Below are 22,285 nucleotides of genomic sequence, written 5' to 3'. Positions count from 1 at the left end.
TTCATCTTGCCTCTTTCATCTTGCCTCTTTCATCTTCCTTCTCTTCTCACGGAAAAATCAACTTCACACTTGCTAACAAAATCACCGTACCTAAAACATATTTCAACGTTTTATTCGAAAAATATCCACTTCCATAATAGGCCCCTAAGATTCCGCCAAGAATCGCTACAGGAACAAAATAAAAACTTTCAACAGGAAACGATTTTCCTCCAAAAACATAACCCGAAATCCCCGCCAATGAATTTACAAAAATGAATAAGCTAGAAATTGCTGCCGCTTCTTTTATCGTTGCCCATCCTAGTAATAAAAGAATCGGACTTAAAATAATTCCGCCCCCTATCCCCAACATTCCTGATAATAGTCCGATTGTGGCTCCACAAGCCAAAGCCAATGGAATATTTATTGCAGTCAGTTCTTTTTCTTTCGAAGAGAAAAACCCTAATAATCGAAAGGCAGCAAAAACAAGTACAACTCCCAATATCACTTTATAAATGGCACTGTCTAATGTTATATAACCTCCCAAAAATGCGGCAGGAACGGATGCTATCGCAAAAGGATAAAAGAGTTTAGGTCGAAAGAAATCCATTTTATAATAAAATAAAAACGATATACTAGAAACAAATAAATTCAACAGCAAAGCCGATGGTTTCATCACCACAATAGGTACTGCAAAAAGAGCCATTAGTGCCAAATAACCCGATGCTCCACCATGACCCACACTAGAATACAGAAAGGCGATAACCGCAAGAGCGATACAAAATAAAAGTAAATGATCTGTTGCTATTAAATCCATTTCTTAAATTAATTAAAGGGAATAATTTGTACTTCGTGATTTTCTTGAATATCTACCACCGTATGCGGCACATAAATAAAACAATTGGCAACCGCAAAAGTGTTCAACATCGCTGAACTCTGACTTTCTAAAACAGTCACACAATCATCATCGTAAAATCCTTTTAAAAATAATGTCTTGCCTGTATTATTCTGAAAATTGGTCGTTATTTTTCGGTTCATTTTTGGCAAATGAATATCCGTGAATCCCAAACGCTTTTTTAACGCTGGTAACGCATACACATAAAAACAAGTTAAAGAAGAAGCAGGATTTCCCGGCAAGGCAAAAACTAATTTTTCTTCTTTTTTACCAAAAAACAAAGGTTTTCCCGGTTTTTGATTTATTTTATAAAACAACTCCTCTACTCCATTTTGCAACAGAGCTTCTTTGACAAAATCATAATCTCCAACGGATATTCCACCAGAAATAAGAATCACATCAAAATGAGCCAAACAACTTTCGACCATTTTTGACGTCGCCTTTAAATTGTCTTTTACTCTAAAAATGGTTGTTTTCTTTATTCCAACTTCTTTTAATGCTGCTTCTAGCATCACCGAATTACTTTCGTATATTTTTCCTTTAGGTAATTTCTTACCCACTTTTACCAGTTCATTACCTGTGACCAAAATCGCTATTTTTGGTTTCGAATACACTTTGATTTCCGAAATGCCCAAGCAAGCAAAAAAACCAATTGCAGCAGGTGTTATAATTGTATTTTTATCTAAAACTAATTTCCCCTTTTCTATTTGTTCCCCCTTATTTCTAACATTTGAGAAGGGAACTGGTAATTTGTCAATATGGATTGAATCTTTAGTTGCAGTGGTATGCTCTTGCATTACCACCGTATTAGCATCATCCGGAACATAAGCTCCCGTAAATATTCTAATTGCTTCGTTTAGTCCTAGTTTTAAATTAGAATAATCTCCTGCTTGCGAACTACTAACCACAGAAAATGTCGACAATTCACTATGTACAAACGCATATCCATCCATTGCCGATTGTCGGAAGGGCGGCATATCTATAGGAGAATAAATGGCTTCCGCCAAAATAAACCCTAGTGACTTACCCACTTTAATTTTCTTTACAGGCATTTTACTACTGTTCTCTGCTATAATCGACAAGGCATGATCTACTTGAATCATAAAAACTAAATTTTAAAAACTACGTAAAAATACTTACTACAAATATATATAAATCTGTTAAGCTAAAATAGGAATTAACTTTTAAATACAACGAAATGAATTAAGAGCAATTTATATCGTTTAAATTACGAAAAAGGGAATATAGTGCTTTTGATGCTGACAAATCTTTAATAAAGAAAAATGAATACTATTAGAAACAAATAATCAGCGAATCCATGGATAAAAGTTAAAAGCCACCTATTTTTACAGTTTTTCATTTAACTATATAAAGAGGCGGTAAATTAATGACCAAAAAATAATTTACAGTAAAACTCATAATACCAATAAATTAATTTACGAATCCGTGGCTAAAGAGCATAAAAAATCCCCAAAATCTACAACTAGACTTTGGGGATTTATATATTTATAATTAAAAATTTATGCAATCCACAAATCAATTGTTTCTGTAACTTGTTCTAATACTTCAAATGCTGTTTCGGCCATTTTATTCCCTTTGGTATCTAACAAAGGATTCACCTCAACAACTTCTAAACAAACGACTTTTTTACTTTTCACAATTTGATTGATGATTTCAATCACTTCATATTGATCAAAACCTTTAGATACTGGAGTTCCTGTACCATAAGAAATCATATCACAGTCCATGGAATCCACATCAAAAGAAATGTAAATCATGTCACAATTAGCTAATTTAGCCAAGGCTTCTTTTACACAAGTTTGCAAACCTCTGTAACGTACCTCAGCAACCATATAGTTCCTGATTTTCAACTTCTCTATTTGTTTTTCCTCTGCTTCTTCGGTATCGCGAACACCAAAATAGATAAGGTTCCCTGCATCAATTTTAGCACCAGGGCAACCAATATTTTTCATGTCCTCCCAATGTTTTTTGGTTTCCGAAGAAATCTCATTGATTTGACAATCTAAATTATCATCTGAAAGTGCAGCAGACAAAGGCATTCCATGAATATTTCCCGAAGGAGAAGTATAGGGAGAATGCAAGTCGGCATGCGCATCAATCCAAATAACACCTATCGTTTTTTTAGGATAAACCGCTTTAATACCACTTATTGTACCTAGTGCCGAGGAGTGATCTCCAGACAAAACGATGGGGAAATAATTGGCTTCTAAATTATGTTTTACAGCATAACTCACCCTCGTGCATTGTTCTACAACATGCTCGATTCTTTTGGCAAAATCATTTTTATTCTTATCGTAAATACTCTCATTGTGAGTCTTAACATCTTCAAAAGGAAACCGATTAAAATAATCACTATTTTTATTGATAGCAGCAATTTCAATGGCATCCACTCCTAAGTCAGAGCCACGAGTTCCAGCTCCAATATCAGAACGATTTTTAATTAATTTTATAGCTCTTTCCATTATAGTTTGATTATCTGAAATCGTTTAATGCTTGTTCGATAATAGCAAGACACTCATGAATTTGAGATTCTGTAATCACTAATGGTGGTGCTAATCTAATTTTGTTACCATGTGTTGGCTTAGCCAATAAACCATAATCTCTAAATTTCAAGCAAATTTGCCAAGCTAAATCTGATTCTTCATCACAATCAATCACAATAGCATTTAGCAATCCCTTACCACGAACCAATGTAATCAATGGGTTTCTAGCAGCAATTTCATTCAAACCAGTTCTTAAAAGAATTCCTAAAAAGGCAGCATTTTGTGCCAAGTTTTCTTCACGTACCACTTCAAGAGCTGCAATAGCAACAGCAGCTGCAACAGGATTACCACCAAAAGTAGATCCATGTTGACCTGGTTTAATTACATTCATTATTTCATTATTTGCCAAAACAGCAGATACTGGATAAACACCTCCAGAAATTGCTTTTCCTAAAATAAGAATATCTGGTTGTACGTCTTCATGATTCACAGCTAGTAACCTTCCAGTACGTGCAATTCCTGTTTGTACCTCATCAGCAATAAACAATACATTATGCGCTTCACAAAGTGCTTTGGCTTTCGCCAAATAACCATCTGTTGGTACATAAACACCCGCTTCTCCTTGAATCGGTTCAACCAAGAATCCAGCAATATTTGTAGTTGATTTTAATGCTTTTTCTAATGCATCTGTATCATCATATGGTATTTTTATAAATCCTGCTGTAAAAGGACCAAAATTCTTACGTGCTCCTTCATCATTTGAGAAAGAAATAATGGTAGTAGTTCTTCCGTGGAAATTGTTTTCACAAACAATAATTTGTGCTTGATTTTCTGGAATTCCTTTTACTTCATATGCCCATTTTCTACATAATTTCAAAGCCGTTTCTACCGCTTCGGCACCCGTATTCATTGGTAACACTTTGTCAAAACCAAAGTATTTAGTTATATATTCTTCATAAACTCCCAATTGATCATTATGAAAAGCACGTGAAGTCAACGTCAATGTTTGCGCTTGTTTCACCATAGCTCCCACAATTTTCGGATGACAATGCCCTTGATTTACTGCTGAATAAGCAGATAAAAAATCAAAATATTTTTTTCCATCTACATCCCAAACAAAAACGCCTTCTCCTCTGTCAAGAACAACTGGTAAAGGGTGATAATTATGAGCCCCGTATTTATTTTCTTTTTCTATTAATGCTTCCGATTTTGAAGAAAGTGTTTGATTCGTTTGTTCCATGATGTCTTTTTTTTGCGTTCTTAAAGCACAAATCTACAAATATTTTTTTATTAAACAATAATAAAAACGTAAATTTGACTTAATATACAGGTATTAAAGTTAATTTTAATTAATAATGATATTAAAAAAGTCATTATAACAAATTTACATTTATTGATTTATAAAAAATAATAACTACATTTAGACTCATAAAAATACGCATTTATAATCAAAAAAATAAATTCCATGGATGTATTAGATGAATTCGACATAAAAATCATCAAAGAGTTAGAAAAAGATGGGCGAATGGCCTATTCTGCAATTGCTACAGCTTTAAAAATCTCAAATACAATGGTTCATCAGCGCATCAACCGTTTATTCGATCAAGGGATAATAACCGGAATCAAACCCATAATAAACGAAAAAAAAATTGGTTACGATTGGGGTGCATTCACCGGAATCACACTAAATAAAGACGAGGATTCCAGCAGAGTTATTGAAGAGTTAAAAAAAATACCTGAAGTAACTGAATGTTATTACATTACTGGTTCTTTTACTTTATACATAAAAATGATTGCTACTGATCATGAACACATGAGAAAATTACTGTATGAAAAAATCGACACCATTCAAGGAATTGCAAAAACAGATTCCATGATAGAACTGGGTTGTGCATTCAAAAGAAACATAAGCCTTTAATCATAATAAAAATAGATTGCCCTAAAAGTTGAAAATGAGTTCCTAATTTAAAAAAATAACAAATAAATTCAGATATTTGTGTAAAATATAACAACTATGAAAAATATAAAGTTTTTAGTTTTAGGAATCTTAATTTATTCTAATGGTGCTTTTGCCCAGTTAAAAGCAGTGACTTATAAAGATGGAGCACAAATTTTAAATGGTTTTGAAATCGCACCTTCAAAAAAAAGCATTCAAAAACCAGGAATTCTGATTCTCCCCGCTTGGAAAGGAATCGATAAAGCATCCAAAGACATCGCCACTAGCTTAGGAAGCTTAGGGTACTATGCCTTTATTGCTGATATCTATGGAGAAGGAAATTATCCTAATGACAATGCTGAAGCAGGAAAAAGTGCCGGTTATTATAAAACCAACTACACCGAATACCAAAAAAGAATTTCATTGGCCTTAAACCAACTTATTAAAGCGGGTGCAAACCCAGATAATATAGTAGTTATAGGATATTGTTTTGGTGGTACGGGAGCGCTGGAAGCGGCTCGCGGACATATCAATGTAAAAGGTGTCGTGTCTTTCCACGGCGGATTAGCAAAAGATGCGGCTAGACCTACTGAGCCTATTAATGCCAAAGTTTTAGTTTGTCATGGTGCAGATGATCCTTATGAATCTGCAGCAGAAATTACTGCATTCCAACAAGAAATGCGTGATACGAAAGCCGACTGGCAAATGATTTATTATGCTAATGCTGTGCACGGTTTTACCAATCCTGAATATGGAAATGATAATTCTAAAGGAGCAGCTTACAATGAAAAAGCGGCCAAACGTTCTTTCGAACATTTGAAACTTTTCCTAAACGAAGTCCTAAAAAAATAATAACAACCAATATTTCATAAATGAAAAAAGTAATTTCTTTTTTTGCATTAGCTGTAGCATTCTCATGCTCCAGTGCAAAAACAGCTGTTGAACAAGACAACAGCAACCCTACAAAATACATGAATACTATTACGGCATCTGAATTAAAAACACATCTTTACATCGTAGCTGCCGATTCAATGGAAGGACGTGAAACAGGTTCTACAGGACAAAAGAAAGCCGGTCAATACCTGATCAGTCAATACAAAAAAAATAACATTTCTTTCCCCAAAGGTGCAACGAGCTTTTTTCAAAATGTACCTGCTGAAGCCTTAAACAAAAGATACGGTGACAAATTAAACAGTTCTGAAAATATCTGGGCTTTTATCGAAGGTTCTGAGAAACCAGACGAGGTGATTGTAGTCTCAGCCCATTACGACCACGTAGGGGTTAAAAATGGTGATGTGTACAATGGTGCCGACGATGATGGCTCTGGAACAGTTGCCTTATTAGAAATCGCACAAGCATTCGAAATAGCCAAAAAAGAAGGACACGGACCTAAGCGATCTATCCTGTTTTTTCATGCAACTGGTGAAGAGCACGGATTACTAGGTTCCAGTTATTATTCTGAACATCCTTTATTCCCTTTTGAGAACACGATTACCGATATTAATATTGATATGATTGGACGTCGTGATGTTGAACATGCAAACACAAATAACTATATCTATTTAATAGGTGCAGATCGTTTATCAAGTGATTTGGATGCCATTTGTACTTTGGCAAACGCTAAATACACTAAAATGGATATCGATTACAAATACAATGATCTTGCTGATCCAAATCATTTCTACGAGCGCTCAGATCATTATAACTTTGCTAAACATGGCATTCCATCTGTATTTATTTTCAATGGTGTTCATGCTGATTACCATAAAAATACAGATACTCCTGACAAGATTGAATACGATGCTTTGGCCAAAAGAGCCCAACTTGCATTTACTATCGCTTGGGATCTTGCAAATCGTGAAAACCGACCTGTTGTAGATAAAAAATAAGTAGTACCTATCCTCGCTTTTACTAGCGTTCCAGTGAGCTAAGTACTTGTCCTAAATTGAAAAGAGCTTTGAAGAAATTCAAAGCTCATTTTCGTTGCCTTTATTCCACAAAAAAAGCCTTGAATTTCTTCAAGGCTTTTGCTTTCTGGGTGGGAGACGGGGCTCGAACCCGCGACCCTCGGTACCACAAACCGATGCTCTAACCAACTGAGCTACAACCACCATTTGCTTAGCGGTGGCAAATATACAACTAAAGTTTACTTCTGCAAAAGTTTTTTTTAAAAATTTACAGCAAATTTACTTCAAATCTCCTAAGCTATTGACTGCCAAATATCTTTCTACAGTAAAACCTTCAGCATGATCTACCCCTGCAAGTCTTCCTAAATCTCTAGAGCGGTAATTCAAGCTTTCTAAGAAGTTTTTGGACGTAATTGGAGATTCGGGTTCATTAGAATCTGGATCATAAAATTGGGAACGGTACGCTAAAATGGATTCGATTTTTTTATCGGTAAATCCGGTTATGTCCACTACAAAGTCAGGTTCGATATTTTTCCATTGAATATAATGATACACTAACTTAGGTCTCCAAGCTGTTTGCTTTTCGTTATCTAAAACTGTTTCTATCTTTATTAGTCCCGATAAAAAACAAGCATCCGATACCAACTTACTCCCTTTTCCATGATCAATATGGCGATCATCAATGGCATTGCACAATACAATTTCTGGTTTGTACTTGCGAATCATTTTAATAATTTCTAATTGATGCTTTTCATCATTGACAAAAAAGCCATCACGCATTTCAAGATTTTCACGAACTGAAACTCCTAAAATTTTTCCGGCGGCATTCGCTTCACTATCTCTAATTTCCGCAGAACCTCTGGTCCCTAATTCTCCTCTTGTCAAATCAATTATCCCAACTGTTTTCCCTAAGGAAATTTCTTTTAATATCGTTCCTGCACAACCCAATTCTACATCATCAGGATGCGCTCCAAAAGCTAATATATCTAGTTTCATTTTTTTTATTTAAAGTTTCTTTTGTTTCAGGTTTAAAGTTTCCCTTACACCCTTCTAATTTCTAATCAACACTTTCTTCATGGTCGTTGATTTATTGCTACTTTCATTCCACTCCTTCTCAGGCACACTATCTTTTGTGATACCGCAACCCATATACAAATAAGCCCTAGCCTCTTTTTTCTTTGAATCCACTTCTACTTGCATGCATCGCAAATTAACAAATAAATCGGTGCTTCCCGAATCAGTAGCAAAACTATAATTCAATTCTCCCAAATATCCTGTATAAAAATCCCTATCATAGTTTTCATTTTCCAAAATAAAGGCTTTTGCTTTTTCTTTGGGCAAACCACAAACAGCGGGTGTAGGATGCAATAAACAAACCACTTGTTGCAAACTAAAATCGGCATTCAATACGCCCGAAATATCTGTTTTTATATGCCAGATGCTTCCCGCTTTTATACTATAAGGTTTCGAAACTATAACTTCTGTAGCCACATTTTCGAGTTTATTAACGATATAGTCGGTCACAATTTGTTGTTCCTCCTTTTCTTTATTCTCCCATACAATCTCAGCCAAACCCATGTCTTTTTGAGTACCTGCCAAAGCGATCGTCTCAAAACTATTTTTATTGGCTTTCAATAACTGTTCGGGGGTAGCACCAAGCCACATGCCTACTTTTGGATGGTAAAAACAATAGACAAAAGTAGAAGGATACTGCTGCACTAAATTTTCGAAAACAGTTTCAAATTGGAAATCGTCTAGCTCCAGAATCTCTTTTCGAGACAAAACCACTTTTTTAAATTCATCCCTTTCTATAGCTTGGATTCCTTTGCATACTAACTTTTCAAAGTTAATTTTAGCTTCTTCATCCACATTACTACCTATGACTTCGGCAACAATCGCTCTTTTTTTCTCCCAAATAACACTTTCTCTTTTGGACTGATTTTCTGGAATCAAATAGTTTTGATTGCCATCAAAAGAAGCAAAAACGAATCCCTTTTCGTTAAAATCATTGAGTTTATACAAATCATCATTTTGCTGAAAAAGCCCAATTACGGTATCTGAATTGGGTTTACAATAGAGTACAAAAGGTAGTTTTTGTGTGAATTGACGCTTGGCTTTATCTAAAATTAATTCCATTATTTACCTTCCATTTTTCTTTTTGGCAAAATCATATTTGTCAATTTACAAAGCGAAATCAAGTTATCACTTTCATCTGTAATGCGTATTTCCCAAAGATGAATGCTACGTCCCTTATGAACTATTTTTGCAGTTGCCGTCACCATTCCGTCTCGTTTTGCTTTCAAATGATTGGCGGAAATTTCTATTCCGCGCACTTCGCTTACATCAGCATTTACGTATAACATCGAAGCAGCACTTCCCACACTTTCAGCCAATGCTACTGATGCTCCACCATGCAACAATCCCATTGGTTGGTGTACTGATGGATTTACTGGCATTGTGGCAACTAGATAATCTTCACCAGCATCTGTATAAGTGATATTTAAAGTGCTCATCAAAGTGTTTTCGGAAATTTGATTGCAATAATTTAGGATTTTATCTTTATCGAAGGTCATATTTTTAGCTTTAAAATGTAAAATTAAATAAAAGATGAGTCATAAAATAACAAATGCAGTGGTTATTCTAAATTCAAATTTGACAAACCCATAACATGCAAATAAGATTTTCCCTATTTTTACAAAAATTAATCACAATGCGTCCCATCAAATTCTTGTTTTTTATTGGAATATTCATCTCCATCTGTTCCTGTCGATCCGATTTTGAGACCGTTCTAAGTACAGGAGATTTAGCATTTTCAAAGGACACCATTTATCTGGATACCGTTTTTACAAACATTGGTTCTAGTACCTACCGACTTAAAGTATACAACCACAGCAAAAACGATATTAACATTCCAAGCATACAACTAGGCAAAGGCCTAAACTCAAAATACCGCTTGACCGTCGACGGAATGCAAGGAAATGATGGTAAACTATTTTCTAATGTTACCCTTTTAGCCAAAGACAGTTTATATATTTTTATCGAAACAACAGCTGCAATTACGGATGCGAATCCAACTGATTTTTTATACACTGACCAAATTCAATTTGATAGTGGCCAAAATGAACAAAAAGTAGCACTCGTTACGCTAATCCAAGATGCCGTTTTTCTATATCCCAAACGTCTTGCTGATGGAACTACCGAGACACTGCCTATAGGAGATCAACAAATAGAAGGGTTTTACCTCGAGGAAAACGATCCCATAAACGGTAATGAACTTATTTTCAACAATAAAAAGCCCTACGTTATTTATGGTTATGCAGCCGTTCCAACTGGTAAAACCGCCGTTTTTAATCCAGGAAGCAGGGTTTATTTTCATGCCAATTCTGGTTTAATAGTAGCCAACAATGCTTCTATTAATATTAACGGAGGAAAATCGACTACGGCCAACTTAGAAAAAGAAGTGGTATTTGAAGGCGACCGATTGGAACCCCAATATGATGATGTACCTGGTCAATGGGGTACTATTTGGCTCAGTAGTGGAAGCACAAACAATCTGATAAACCATCTAACAATTAAAAATGCTACGATTGGATTACTGATACAAAACAATGATGGAACAACTACTTCTATCAAAAATACCCAAATTTACGACTCTTCTACCTATGGTATTTTGGCTCAAACAGGGAAAATAGTAGGTGAAAATATAGTGATCAACTCAGCTGGTTTAGCTAGTTTGGCCTGCTCCTATGGTGGCGATTATAAATTTACACATTCCACATTTAACAACAATTGGAACAGTTCCTCTCAGCTGGCAGTCACAATAGACAATTCTATTTCGGGAGCAACGCCAGAAACGAAAGACCTCACCCAAGCCACTTTTAACAACTGTATCATCTATGGTTCTTATACCAATGAAATCGCGATTAACAAAAGTGGTACAGGTACATTTGAGTATCAATTCAATAATTGCTTAGTAAAATTTGACAGTTCTAATACCAATTCACTTTACCAATTTGCAACCGATCCTGTGCATTACAATGGAATTATTTTGAATCAAAGTCCAAAGTTTTTCAATGTTAATCTTAACAAACTCAATATTGACGTATCTTCTAGCGCTTTCGCAAAAGGGAATTCGGCCTATTTGATTCCGCTGGATATCATTGGAAATACAAGAACTACTCCGCCAGATTTAGGTGCTTTTCAATCTATGTCTTTTCCTAAATAAAAGGTTATTTAGAAATTTAAAACAGTAGATTTTCGGCATTTTATGAATTGTGGTATTTTATGAAATACTTTGTATTTCACATTTGCTCTTACTACTTTTTTAAACTAAATTTGCACCGTAATACAACAAACTACACAACAATGATCCATTTCTTTGAAAACCAAAGCAAAACTGTTTTTGCAGTACAAACGCAAAACGAAATTTCGGCTCAAGACATTTCAAAATTAAACTGGCTTTTTGCCAATTCAAATAAAATAGAAAAATCCGTATTGACGGATTTTTTTGTTGGTCCACGCGCCACTATGATTACGCCTTGGAGCACTAATGCTGTGGAAATTACTCAAAATATGGGTATTTCTGGAATCATTAGAATCGAAGAATTTCATCATGCTACGGCTGATTTTTCTGATTTTGATCCTATGCTTTCGCAAAAATACGCCGAGTTAAATCAAGCTATTTTCACGATCAATATCGAGCCCGAAGCAATTTTAGACATTGACGATATTGCGGCTTACAACCAGTCTGAAGGTTTGGCTTTAAGTCCAGAAGAAGTAGAATATTTGGACAATCTAGCTATTAAAATAGGTAGAAAATTAACCGATTCTGAAGTTTTTGCTTTCTCACAAGCCAATTCAGAGCACTGTCGCCACAAAATTTTCAACGGAACATTTGTAATTGATGGGGAAGAAATGCCTTCTTCTTTATTTAAATTAATCAAGAAAACATCTCAAGAAAACCCGAACGATATCGTTTCGGCATACAAAGATAATGTGGCTTTTGTAAAAGGACCACGTGTACAACAGTTCGCGCCAAAAAGCGCTGACAAACCTGATTTCTACGAAATAAAAGACTTTGATTCGGTTATCTCCTTAAAAGCAGAAACACATAATTTCCCAACAACAGTAGAGCCTTTCAATGGAGCAGCAACAGGAGCTGGTGGAGAAATTCGCGACCGTTTAGCAGGTGGACAAGGTTCGTTGCCATTAGCAGGAACTGCAGTTTACATGACTTCGTATTCTCGCCTAGAAGAAAATAGACCTTGGGAAAACGCCATGACCGAAAGAAAATGGTTGTACCAAACACCTATGGATATTTTGATAAAAGCCTCAAACGGAGCTTCTGATTTTGGAAACAAATTCGGACAACCGTTAATCACTGGTTCTATCCTTACTTTCGAACACGAAGAAGACGCTCGTAAATTGGGTTTCGACAAAGTGATCATGCAAGCCGGTGGAATTGGATACGGAAAATTAGATCAAGCCACCAAGAAAAAGCCACAACCGGGAGACAAAATTGTTATCCTAGGAGGTGAAAATTATAGAATTGGAATGGGTGGAGCAGCAGTTTCTTCTGCTGACACGGGTGCTTTTAGTTCAGGAATTGAATTGAATGCGATCCAACGTTCGAACCCAGAAATGCAAAAACGTGCTGCCAATGCCATTCGTGGATTAGTAGAAAGCGATAACAACCCAATCGTTTCTATTCACGATCACGGAGCAGGTGGACACTTAAACTGCCTTTCGGAATTAGTAGAAGAAACTGGAGGATTAATTGATTTAGATAAATTACCTGTAGGTGACCCTACCCTTTCGGCAAAAGAAATCATTGGTAACGAGTCTCAAGAAAGAATGGGATTGGTTATTGGTCACAAAGACATTGATATCTTACAACGCATTGCTGACAGAGAGCGTTCTCCAATGTACCAAGTAGGTGATGTAACTGGAGATCATCGTTTTACTTTTGAATCAAAAACTACGGGTGCTAAACCTATGGATTATGCTTTGGAAGACTTCTTTGGTAGTTCTCCAAAAGTAGTAATGACCGACAAAAACATCGACAGAAACTATACTGATTTAGAATACAACATAAAAAATATATCAACCTATTTAGAGCAAGTATTGCAATTAGAAGCAGTAGCTTGTAAAGACTGGTTGACTAATAAAGTAGACCGTTGTGTAGGTGGAAAAGTAGCCAAACAACAAACGGCTGGCCCCTTACAATTGCCATTGAATAACTGTGGTGTAATGGCCTTAGATTATCAAGGAATAGAAGGAGTTGCGACTTCAATAGGACATTCACCAGTTGCGGCATTAATCGATCCTGTTGCAGGAAGTAGAACAGCGATTGCTGAGGCTTTGTCGAATATTGTTTGGGCTCCTATCAAAAATGGTTTGGACGGAATTTCACTTTCAGCTAACTGGATGTGGGCTTGTAAAAATGAAGGCGAAGATGCTCGTTTGTACGCAGCGGTAGAAAGTTGTTCAAATTTTGCAATCGAATTGGGAATCAACATTCCAACAGGAAAAGATTCACTTTCGATGAAACAACGTTATCCAAACGAAGAAGTGATTGCACCGGGGACGGTAATTATTTCGGCTGGTGGAAATTGCATTGACATTAGAAAAGTAGTAGAGCCTGTTTTACAAAGAGACGGTGGTTCTATTTATTATATCAATTTATCACAAGACGAATTTAAATTAGGTGGTTCCTCGTTTGCACAAACATTGAACACTATTGGAAAAGATGCACCAACGATTAAAGATGCTGCTTTTTTCAAAAATGCTTTCAATACGATGCAAGAATTAATTCTTGACAATCAAATTTTGGCTGGACATGACATCGGAAGTGGTGGTTTGATTACTACTTTATTAGAAATGTGTTTTGCCGATGTGAATCTAGGTGCTAATATTGACTTCTCTGTTTTCGAAGAAAAAGACATTATCAAATACCTTTTTGCGGAGAATATTGGTCTTGTATTCCAAGCCAAAGACGATGCTACTTTAGAAAATAAATTAAATGGGAATGGAGTTGCTTTCTATAAATTAGGAACAGTAACTGCAGATGAAACGTTGGACTTTGGCCCATGTGGATTAAGCATTCCAAAATACAGAGACATTTGGTTTAAAACTTCGTTTTTATTAGACCAAAAACAAGCGAAGAACGGAACGGCTCAAGCCCGTTTCGACAATTATAAAAATCAAGCGTTACAATTTACTTTCCCTACTCATTTTACAGGAAAGAAACCAGTAATCGATGATTCAAAACCACGTCCAAAAGCGGCTATTATCCGTGAAAAAGGAAGTAACTCAGAGCGTGAGGTGGCCAATGCGATGTACCTTGCTGGATTTGATGTAAAAGATGTTCACATGACCGATTTGATTTCGGGACGTGAAACACTAGAAGACATTCAGTTTATAGGCGCCGTTGGTGGTTTCTCTAATTCGGATGTTTTAGGTTCAGCCAAAGGTTGGGCAGGAGCATTTTTATACAATGAAAAAGCAAATACAGCCTTGAAAAACTTCTTCAAAAGAGAAGACACTTTATCCGTTGGAATTTGTAATGGTTGCCAGTTGTTTATGGAATTAGAAGTAATTAATCCAGAGCATGAAGTGCATGGAAAAATGCTTCATAACGACAGTCATAAACACGAAAGTATTTTTACATCTGTAACGGTTCAAGAAAACAAATCAGTGATGTTGTCTACCCTTGCTGGAGCAACATTAGGAGTTTGGGTTTCGCATGGTGAAGGAAAATTCAACTTACCATTATCCGAAGACCAATATCAAATTGTTGGGAAATACGGATACGAAGGATATCCGGCCAATCCTAATGGATCTGATTACAATACTGCTATGTTATGTGACACTACAGGTCGTCACCTAGTAATGATGCCACATATTGAGCGTTCTAATTTTCAATGGAACTGGGCAAATTATCCAGCGGGTAGAAACGATGAAGTTTCACCTTGGCACGAAGCATTTGTCAATGCAAGATTGTGGATTGAGAAAAAATAATTTTTTTATTAATTATATAGAAAGCGTTCCTGAAAAGGAGCGCTTTTTTTATGCACAAATTTAAAAGTTATTTTGATAATTTGTAATAAAAATATTATTTATATATTTACTTTAAATACGCAAATTATCAAAGAAGATCTACTCAATTATGGTTGTAAACACTCTATAAAATAATTAATATATACTAGTTAGCGACAAGCTAAAAAACAACAAAAATAGGAATGACAATAACTCAAATAAAAACATTTAATACTGTAGCTTTACTTCTACTTTTTTTGTCTTTTCAATCTATTGAAGCCCAAATAAAATTAACTAATAATATTGGAACAACACTTGTTAAGACAGATATGTATTCTTGTGATAGAGATGAGAGTTGGTCACGAGTATTTACACTATCTGATTTTGGAATAGCGGCAAATGAACAATTTATGATTAAATCATTACAAGTTGGACTAAGTAAATCTGATATTGGATCTACTTTACAGTGTATTGTTTACAGTCTGGATGAAGATTTTCCCAATTATTCCTATTCTATTTATCCTACCACGATACTTGGAAGACGTGGTATTGCACAATCGCCATTAATTACTGGTGCTCCTGAAATTGTTGAAGTAAATTTTGATGAACCCATTATTGTTCCTGCCGGAGTTAAAAGAATTATGGTCTCAGTAGAAAAGTATAAAGACATTTATAATCCAGCTACAGGAGCTGTCTATATAGCTGGTACTGAAAAAGACACTGGCGAATCCTGGTATTTTGGATGTGATCCAAATCATGGTTTAGCACCAACTACTGATTTAACCATTCCCGTTCCAAATGCGAATTTTTACATCAATGTGACAGGAGAAGTTTTTAATGTTAAAAGTTCAGGTTCAATCACGAGGCTTTCTCATAACGTATGTGATGATCTAGTTGAAACTGATATCTATTCTTGTAACTCAACTTATATATATTGGGCACGGGCTTTTACTTTAAAAGATTTTGGTATATCGAATAATGAAGAATTCGTAATTAAATCAGGGCAAGTTGGAATTAATAAAACGGGCTGGCTAGCAAATGTTACCTTTAACATTTATAAAATAGATGACTCTTTTCCTGGTTCTTTTTCTGAAACAGATTTGATAGGAAGTAGTCAAACTCAGGCCCTAGATCCATATATTTATCATAATTCTCAAATTATACAAGTAGATTTTGATACGCCAATTGTAATTCCAAAAGATGTAGAACGGATTTTGATTGAAGTTAAAAAAGGAATTGAATATGGAGATAGTGTAGCTTTTATTGCTGGTACTGTACAAGATAACGATGTTTCTTGGCAAAGAGGATGTACTACTTTGACTGGAGCTGGAGATAAATATGTTTCAACTGCCGAATTTGGGTTTCCAAATGCTAATTTTTATATTAACGTCACTGGAAATGTAAATCATGTTACGAATAATTTTGAAATGAATTTTTCAAATATCTGCTCAGATTTTCTAAAGGAATTCAGTGTTGATGATCAGTCTAAAATTGCGTCAATTAGTTGGGATTTTGGAGATCCTGCTTCAGGAATTAATAATACCTCTATAGACTTATCTCCTTTTCATGATTTTTCAGTTGATGGAAAATATACTATTACCGCTACAGTTACTGGTAAAGACGGAACAGTGGAAGTTTTAACGGAAATAATTGATGCTAAAGAACCTCCTAAAGCATATGGAATTAATAATATCTATGCCTGTGAGGAAAGCAATAACCTTGGATTTTCATCTTCTTTTGATACTTCGCTAGTTACGCAGCAAGTTTTAGGAGGGCAAGTTGATAAAGTTGTTACTTTCATAGATGGCAAAGGTACTAAATACAATACACTACCAAATCCATTTACAAACACCACTAAAAATAGAGAAACAATAACAGTAAGAGTATCTCATAAAGACAACTTTTGTTGCTACTCTGAAACCACTTTCGATTTAATTGTAAATCCATTACCAGATTTATCAGAAGCTTTAAACTTAATTGTGTGTGATAATGACACTGATGGTCTTGCTACATTTAATTTACAACAATTAAAGAATTCTATTATAGGAACTGCTACCAATATAAAAGTTGAATTTTATCATGAAAATGGTCAGCAAATACAATCTCCTTTAAATGCAATTAGTAATTTAATTGCTAATGAGGAATCCATAAAAGTAAAAGCAATTAATACCGATACGAATTGCTATAATGAATCTACCTTTAATTTAATTGTAAACCCATTACCAATAGCAAATTCATTAAAAGAAATAACTGGATGTGATGATAATAATGACGGCATTTCAGAATATTTTGATACTTCAAATATAGAATCAACTGTTTTAGGAAATCAAACTGAAATGAAAGTAACTTATTTTGACACTAATGGAAATCAACTTCCAAGTCCATTAGCAAATCCATTTACTAACAGTAAACCAAATCAAGAAACTATAACGGTAAGAGTCACAAATCCTCAAACAAATTGTTATTCAGAGACATTTTTAAATTTAATCACTTCAACTAAACCAACTATTATTCAACCTAATACTTTATACGCTTGCGATGAAGGTAACGGTTTTTCACATTTTGACACTTCAACAATAGAAAGTGAACTCATAGGAAATCAACCTAATTTACTTATATCCTATTTAGATGAAAATGGAAATAAATTACCAAGCCCATTACCTATAGATTATAAAAATACTGTTCCATGGTCTCAAACTATTACTGCTAGAATTGAGAATCAATTAAATTCATTATGCTTTTCAGAAACAAATTTTAAATTTGTTGTAAATGAGTTACCACAAATAAATTTAGAAAAAGAATATTTTTTATGTGATTTAGAACCGTCATTAAAGATAACAACTGATTTAAATTTCGATTCTTGGGAATGGAGTTTTCAAGATAACTCTATAATTTCTAATTCCTTTGAGGCTAATCTAGTAGAAGCTGGAAAATATACTTTACGAGTTTCTAAAATAAGTAATGGAATATCTTGTGAAAATTCATTTTCGTTTAATCTAATTCGTTCCATTTTACCAAAAATTACCGAAATTAAAATTCAAGATCTTTCAGATAAGAATTTTATCGAAATAATAACTTCTACAAATGGTGACTTTGAATATGCAATTGATGGAAATAATTTTCAAGACAGCAACACTTTTCATAACATATCAGGAGGAGTATATGTAGTAAAAGTTAGAGATAAACAAGGTTGTGGTGTTGATGAACGAGAAGCTATACTAGTAGATTATCCAAAGTTTTTCACTCCAAACAATGATGGATATAATGATTATTGGAATATATTAGGAATTGAAAAATTCCCTAATTCAATTACAAGTATTTTTGATCGATACGGAAAATTACTAAAGAGGCTACAATATAGTGATATTGGATGGGACGGCACTTTCAATGGAGAAAATTTGATTGCTTCAGATTATTGGTTTACAGTTGAATTGGGAAATGGCAGGAATTTTAAAGGCCATTTTTCACTAAAAAGATAATCTGTTTTAAAAAAGCCAGTTTATTAACTTACTCAATTAATCTATCGTTCGATTGAATCGAATAATTACTTCAATTAAACAACAAAACAGAGCGTTGCAACGCGGATAATTCACCAACAGCACAGTTTCATATACTGTGTATAATTCATCTACTTGACTACATAAATCTAAGGTGTTTGGAGCTACTTGATGTGATACCTCCTTCTTTTGAATGACAAGTTTACTTGTAAAACCTCTTATTCAAAACCATCATACTGATTCAAAGAATTTTGCGATTTGGCTCAGGGCATTTTGTAAATCAGTAGGTAAATCAGTACTTGTATATGGATGCGAAGCACCAAAAACATGATTGGTATCTTCAATAATGGAGACGGTACAATTGGGCAGGTTTTTTACCAAATTAGTTTCTGTTACAGGAACCGCTTCGTCTTTTACACCATGGACAAATAAAAATTTTCGCTTATACCCTTTCAGCAAATTTCGGAGATCCAGTTTCTCTTTTATTTTCTGTGTGTTTTCAACCAATTGATAATACAGTGGCATTTTTTGTTTTGTTCTTCCGTTAACGACAAATTTCACACCGTTTTCTTTCCACAGCTTATCATTCTTCTTTCCATAGCGCGCTACTGGGTCGAGCACTGCTGCTAAGGTGGCACAAGAAACAATTTCAGGATGGGATAAAGTATAAGCCAAAGCCGTTGCTCCACCTTTAGAATGACCAATCAAAAACAGTTTATCAAAATCGATGCTATCTGCAAAACTTTCCTTTTTTAGATGAACTAACAAAGACCCTATATCTTCGAGTTCTTTTTCGAAGTTATTAGTCCCAAAAGCTTCTAAATCCACAAAATCCAAAGGATGAGCAGGAGATGTTCCGTTGTGAGAAAAATTCAATTTCACAAATTGAAATCCCTTTTGCAAAAAGTAATCCGCCATCAAGTTGAATGCGCCCCAATCTTTAAATCCATTGAATCCATGGCAAAACACAATCAGAGGTCGCTTTTGGTTTGGTGTATATTGAATATCGTAGCCCGCTAATTTACCTTCGGCGCCTGTATATATCCCTTCCTGTTTCATAAGTCAATCCTTTTATAAAAGTAGCATATGGTTCGAAATTTTTTGATAGAAAGCCACAAAGATACTACAATCAACTACTAGGATTTTATATTCAGTATCAAGAAAACCAATATACTAACCGAACCACAATCACATCTTAAACTATTTATAATTTCGTAGAAGTTACCGTTTTTTTATTGTATTTTAGTATATCATAAAATACTAATTATCAATTACTTAAAACACAAAAAGGCACAGTACCGCTATAAACAAGTTTAAAAAAATATACCTCAAATCATTTTATTATGCTAATTAAAATAAAAAAAGTGGAGTCCAGAAACCGCTAAAAAAACGGGGCGGAACCGAAAAGCCAAATGAGTAGGAAGACTAAAATACAATAAAATGAAAAAGATTTTAATTAAAGCATCTTATACTTCAGCAGGAGTCAAAGGATTACTCAAGGTAGGTGGTACCAATAGAAAGCAAGTCATTGAAAAAATGATTACTGACTTAGGGGGAAAAATGGAAGCCTTTTATTTTGCCTTTGGCGACACGGATGTTTATGTAATTGCAGACGTGCCTGATACCACGGTTGCTACTGCAGTTTCATTAAATATAAACTCTTCTGGATTGGTATCTACTTCCACTACAATTCTGATTACTCCAGAAGAAGTGGATAAAGCAACAAAAATATCTGTGAGCTATATTTCTCCTGGTAGCTGATATTCACATTAATTTTTCCGAATTTTAAAAAGTATCCCTCTGGTTCTCATTTGCAATGAGGACCAGCTTCCTTTTGAAAAGAGGGTGTAGCGCTCGTAAACCGGTTTGTTAAAAAAGTATTGTATTGAATCCGGCTTCTCTTAAGCCATTTGGAAATTTTGTGGAATTACCGTTTTTTATCGTATTTTCGTTTAACCAAAAACATTCCTCTTTGTAAGGCCAAAAGCGGATAGTGGTTCGGTATCGTTGATAGTAACATACTCTAGAAACTTAATAAACATTATGGAAAAATATTTGCGTCAATTAATTTCAATAGTTTTTGAAGATCAAAAAGAAATCTTTACTGGTTTTTTAATTGACTGGACTGAAGATTGGATACTGCTCAAGAACAATCCTTTTGATTTTATAATTGATGGGTACACGATTTTGAAAAATAAAAATGTAAAGTCTATTATTCAAGATGAAGATTATGAATTCACAGAAAGGGTAATTAAGCTTAAAGGTTTAAAAACAAGTGCTGAGGAAATAATTCCACTTAATGACTTACCTTCAATTATAAATTATCTAGCAATTAAGCACGAGATTTTCCAAATTTCAAAAAAATCTAATAAAGCAGTTTATCTTGGTAAACTTATTGAAATAGACGAAAAAGAACTGATCATCGATTTTTTGGGAACTGAAGGGAAATTTGACGGTGAAATGAGTTTTAAGCTAAACAAAATAAGAGTTATAGAATTTGACACTGATTATATTAACTCTTTGAAATTGATTGTCAATGAAGAAAAGAAAAAGTAACTAAAGTAGTACAGGTGTAGCATACAATTCTGAATTAACTGTACTACATACAAACGAAATCGCACTAGTTTAATTCCCGTTTTGGTTTGGCTGTAACTAATAAAAAAAGGAAAACGTCTTTAATCCTTTCACAAAGAGTATTTTTGCAGGGTGAAGAAATCAGTCTCAATTATTGGAGGAGAATCTGATGGCATCTGGCTGGATTTATTCCATAAAAAAGACGTTGAAGTTGTCCCTTTTAAAGCCTCCAATTGTGCGTACCAAGTCAACTGGAATATCGATTTCATCACTGCCTTTGAAGGGCATCCCCTTAAAAATATAGCTATTAGCTGCGGCGATAAACGTCAAAAAGGTGAAATGGTAATTACCCGTTTCGGTTTAGAGGGCAATGCCATTTATGCAATCAGTCCGCAAATTCGCAATGAGCTTAATAATCAGCAAAAGGCTACTGTATTTCTGGATTTAAAACCAACATTAACTTATGATGAAGTGCTTCAGAAGATCAAAAAATCAACCTTAAAAAAGACGAGCCAAAAATTACAAAAAGAGCTCAAATTGAACCCTGCACAAATTGGGCTGTTGAAAATCTATTTGTCAAAAGAAACCTACCTGAATCCAGAACTTTTGGCACAAAACATCAAAAAACTTCCTATAGAAATCACTGGTTCTGCCCTATTGGACGAAGCCATTTCTACCACGGGTGGCATTAAATTGAATGCCTTAGATGAAAATTTTCAATTGAAAATGATGAAAAATCATTATTGCATTGGAGAAATGCTAGACTTGGATGCTCCTACTGGAGGCTATCTCCTTCAATCTTATTTTAGCATGGGTGTGCATCTTGCCCGTCACCTCAATGCTATGCCATAATTTCAATTCATTTAAAGCGCTTTTTTATTCTATAAACAAAATCTGTTTAGTAATACCATTCTTAATACTAATTAATGGGTATCAAACTCGTGTACCATTTCGTTGGT

Annotated in this window: 17 protein-coding genes and 1 tRNA gene; 9 read left to right on the top strand and 9 right to left on the bottom strand. The window is 34.6% G+C overall.

The features are described from left to right. Positions 1-46: 46 nt before the first annotated feature. From AB3G36_RS09970 to rocD, 4 genes are all read right to left on the bottom strand, one after another. Positions 47-793: a sulfite exporter TauE/SafE family protein gene (locus AB3G36_RS09970; RefSeq protein ID WP_367752288.1), complete on the bottom strand. Its 747-nt coding sequence runs from the start codon at positions 791-793 to the stop codon at positions 47-49. 8 nt (positions 794-801) lie between these two features. Further along, on the bottom strand, positions 802-1,974 hold the full coding sequence (gene glp, locus AB3G36_RS09965; RefSeq protein WP_367752286.1) for a gephyrin-like molybdotransferase Glp: 1,173 nt from the start codon (positions 1,972-1,974) through the stop codon (positions 802-804). Positions 1,975-2,391: 417 nt separating this feature from the next. Continuing rightward, complete coding sequence (locus tag AB3G36_RS09960; RefSeq protein ID WP_367752284.1) at positions 2,392-3,354, bottom strand: arginase; 963 nt, start codon at positions 3,352-3,354, stop codon at positions 2,392-2,394. Positions 3,355-3,364: 10 nt separating this feature from the next. Then, a complete protein-coding gene (rocD, locus tag AB3G36_RS09955; RefSeq protein ID WP_367752282.1) occupies positions 3,365-4,615 on the bottom strand; it encodes an ornithine--oxo-acid transaminase in 1,251 nt (416 codons plus the stop codon). Between the two features lie 225 nt (positions 4,616-4,840). Here rocD and AB3G36_RS09950 point away from each other — a divergent pair, with 225 nt between their 5' ends. The 3 genes from AB3G36_RS09950 to AB3G36_RS09940 all read left to right on the top strand — a co-directional run bounded on the left by AB3G36_RS09950 (position 4,841) and on the right by AB3G36_RS09940 (position 7,200). Beyond that, positions 4,841-5,293, top strand: coding sequence for an Lrp/AsnC family transcriptional regulator (locus AB3G36_RS09950; protein ID WP_367752280.1), 453 nt, complete (start codon positions 4,841-4,843; stop codon positions 5,291-5,293). A gap of 96 nt (positions 5,294-5,389) precedes the next feature. Beyond that, the gene (locus tag AB3G36_RS09945; RefSeq protein ID WP_367752278.1) at positions 5,390-6,163 is read left to right on the top strand and encodes a dienelactone hydrolase family protein; all 774 of its coding nucleotides are present in this window, start codon (positions 5,390-5,392) and stop codon (positions 6,161-6,163) included. A gap of 20 nt (positions 6,164-6,183) precedes the next feature. Continuing rightward, positions 6,184-7,200 carry a M28 family peptidase gene (locus AB3G36_RS09940; protein ID WP_367752276.1) on the top strand — a complete coding sequence of 339 codons (1,017 nt, stop codon included), beginning with the start codon at positions 6,184-6,186 and terminating at the stop codon, positions 7,198-7,200. Between the two features lie 147 nt (positions 7,201-7,347). Here AB3G36_RS09940 and AB3G36_RS09935 read toward each other — a convergent pair. The 4 genes from AB3G36_RS09935 to AB3G36_RS09920 form a co-directional block, all read right to left on the bottom strand. After that, positions 7,348-7,423 (bottom strand) — tRNA-His (locus AB3G36_RS09935). A 74-nt stretch (positions 7,424-7,497) separates the two neighbouring features. Continuing rightward, positions 7,498-8,214: a bacillithiol biosynthesis deacetylase BshB1 gene (gene bshB1, locus AB3G36_RS09930; protein WP_367752274.1), complete on the bottom strand. Its 717-nt coding sequence runs from the start codon at positions 8,212-8,214 to the stop codon at positions 7,498-7,500. A 54-nt stretch (positions 8,215-8,268) separates the two neighbouring features. Further along, positions 8,269-9,354: an isochorismate synthase gene (locus AB3G36_RS09925; RefSeq protein WP_367752272.1), complete on the bottom strand. Its 1,086-nt coding sequence runs from the start codon at positions 9,352-9,354 to the stop codon at positions 8,269-8,271. Further along, positions 9,354-9,791: a PaaI family thioesterase gene (locus tag AB3G36_RS09920; RefSeq protein ID WP_367752270.1), complete on the bottom strand. Its 438-nt coding sequence runs from the start codon at positions 9,789-9,791 to the stop codon at positions 9,354-9,356. Before AB3G36_RS09920 ends, AB3G36_RS09925 begins: the two co-directional genes overlap by 1 nt. A 137-nt stretch (positions 9,792-9,928) precedes the next feature. Between AB3G36_RS09920 and AB3G36_RS09915 the strand changes: the two genes are divergently transcribed. From AB3G36_RS09915 to AB3G36_RS09905, 3 genes are all read left to right on the top strand, one after another. Next, entirely contained in the window at positions 9,929-11,443 is a 1,515-nt protein-coding gene (locus AB3G36_RS09915; protein ID WP_367752268.1) for a hypothetical protein, read from the top strand. A gap of 140 nt (positions 11,444-11,583) precedes the next feature. After that, positions 11,584-15,237 (top strand): phosphoribosylformylglycinamidine synthase, encoded by a 3,654-nt coding sequence (gene purL, locus AB3G36_RS09910; RefSeq protein ID WP_367752266.1) that lies wholly within the window; start codon positions 11,584-11,586, stop codon positions 15,235-15,237. Positions 15,238-15,458: 221 nt separating this feature from the next. Further along, on the top strand, positions 15,459-18,734 hold the full coding sequence (locus tag AB3G36_RS09905; protein WP_367752264.1) for a T9SS type B sorting domain-containing protein: 3,276 nt from the start codon (positions 15,459-15,461) through the stop codon (positions 18,732-18,734). A gap of 249 nt (positions 18,735-18,983) precedes the next feature. Here the strand turns inward: AB3G36_RS09905 and AB3G36_RS09900 are convergent, their stop codons facing one another. Next, positions 18,984-19,811: an alpha/beta hydrolase family protein gene (locus AB3G36_RS09900; protein WP_367752262.1), complete on the bottom strand. Its 828-nt coding sequence runs from the start codon at positions 19,809-19,811 to the stop codon at positions 18,984-18,986. 381 nt (positions 19,812-20,192) lie between these two features. Between AB3G36_RS09900 and AB3G36_RS09895 the strand changes: the two genes are divergently transcribed. The 3 genes from AB3G36_RS09895 (at position 20,193) to AB3G36_RS09885 (ending at position 22,178) form a co-directional block, all read left to right on the top strand. Then, complete coding sequence (locus tag AB3G36_RS09895; RefSeq protein ID WP_367752260.1) at positions 20,193-20,513, top strand: GYD domain-containing protein; 321 nt, start codon at positions 20,193-20,195, stop codon at positions 20,511-20,513. 282 nt (positions 20,514-20,795) lie between these two features. Further along, positions 20,796-21,308, top strand: a complete 513-nt coding sequence (locus AB3G36_RS09890) for a hypothetical protein (RefSeq protein WP_367752258.1) — start codon at positions 20,796-20,798, stop codon at positions 21,306-21,308. 150 nt (positions 21,309-21,458) lie between these two features. Next, entirely contained in the window at positions 21,459-22,178 is a 720-nt protein-coding gene (locus AB3G36_RS09885) for an NAD(P)/FAD-dependent oxidoreductase (protein ID WP_367752256.1), read from the top strand. Positions 22,179-22,285: the final 107 nt, after the last annotated feature.

It is taken from the genome of Flavobacterium sp. WC2430, assembly GCF_040822075.1.
Lineage (GTDB): Bacteria > Bacteroidota > Bacteroidia > Flavobacteriales > Flavobacteriaceae > Flavobacterium.
This window is presented reverse-complemented; position numbering and strand designations above follow the sequence as displayed.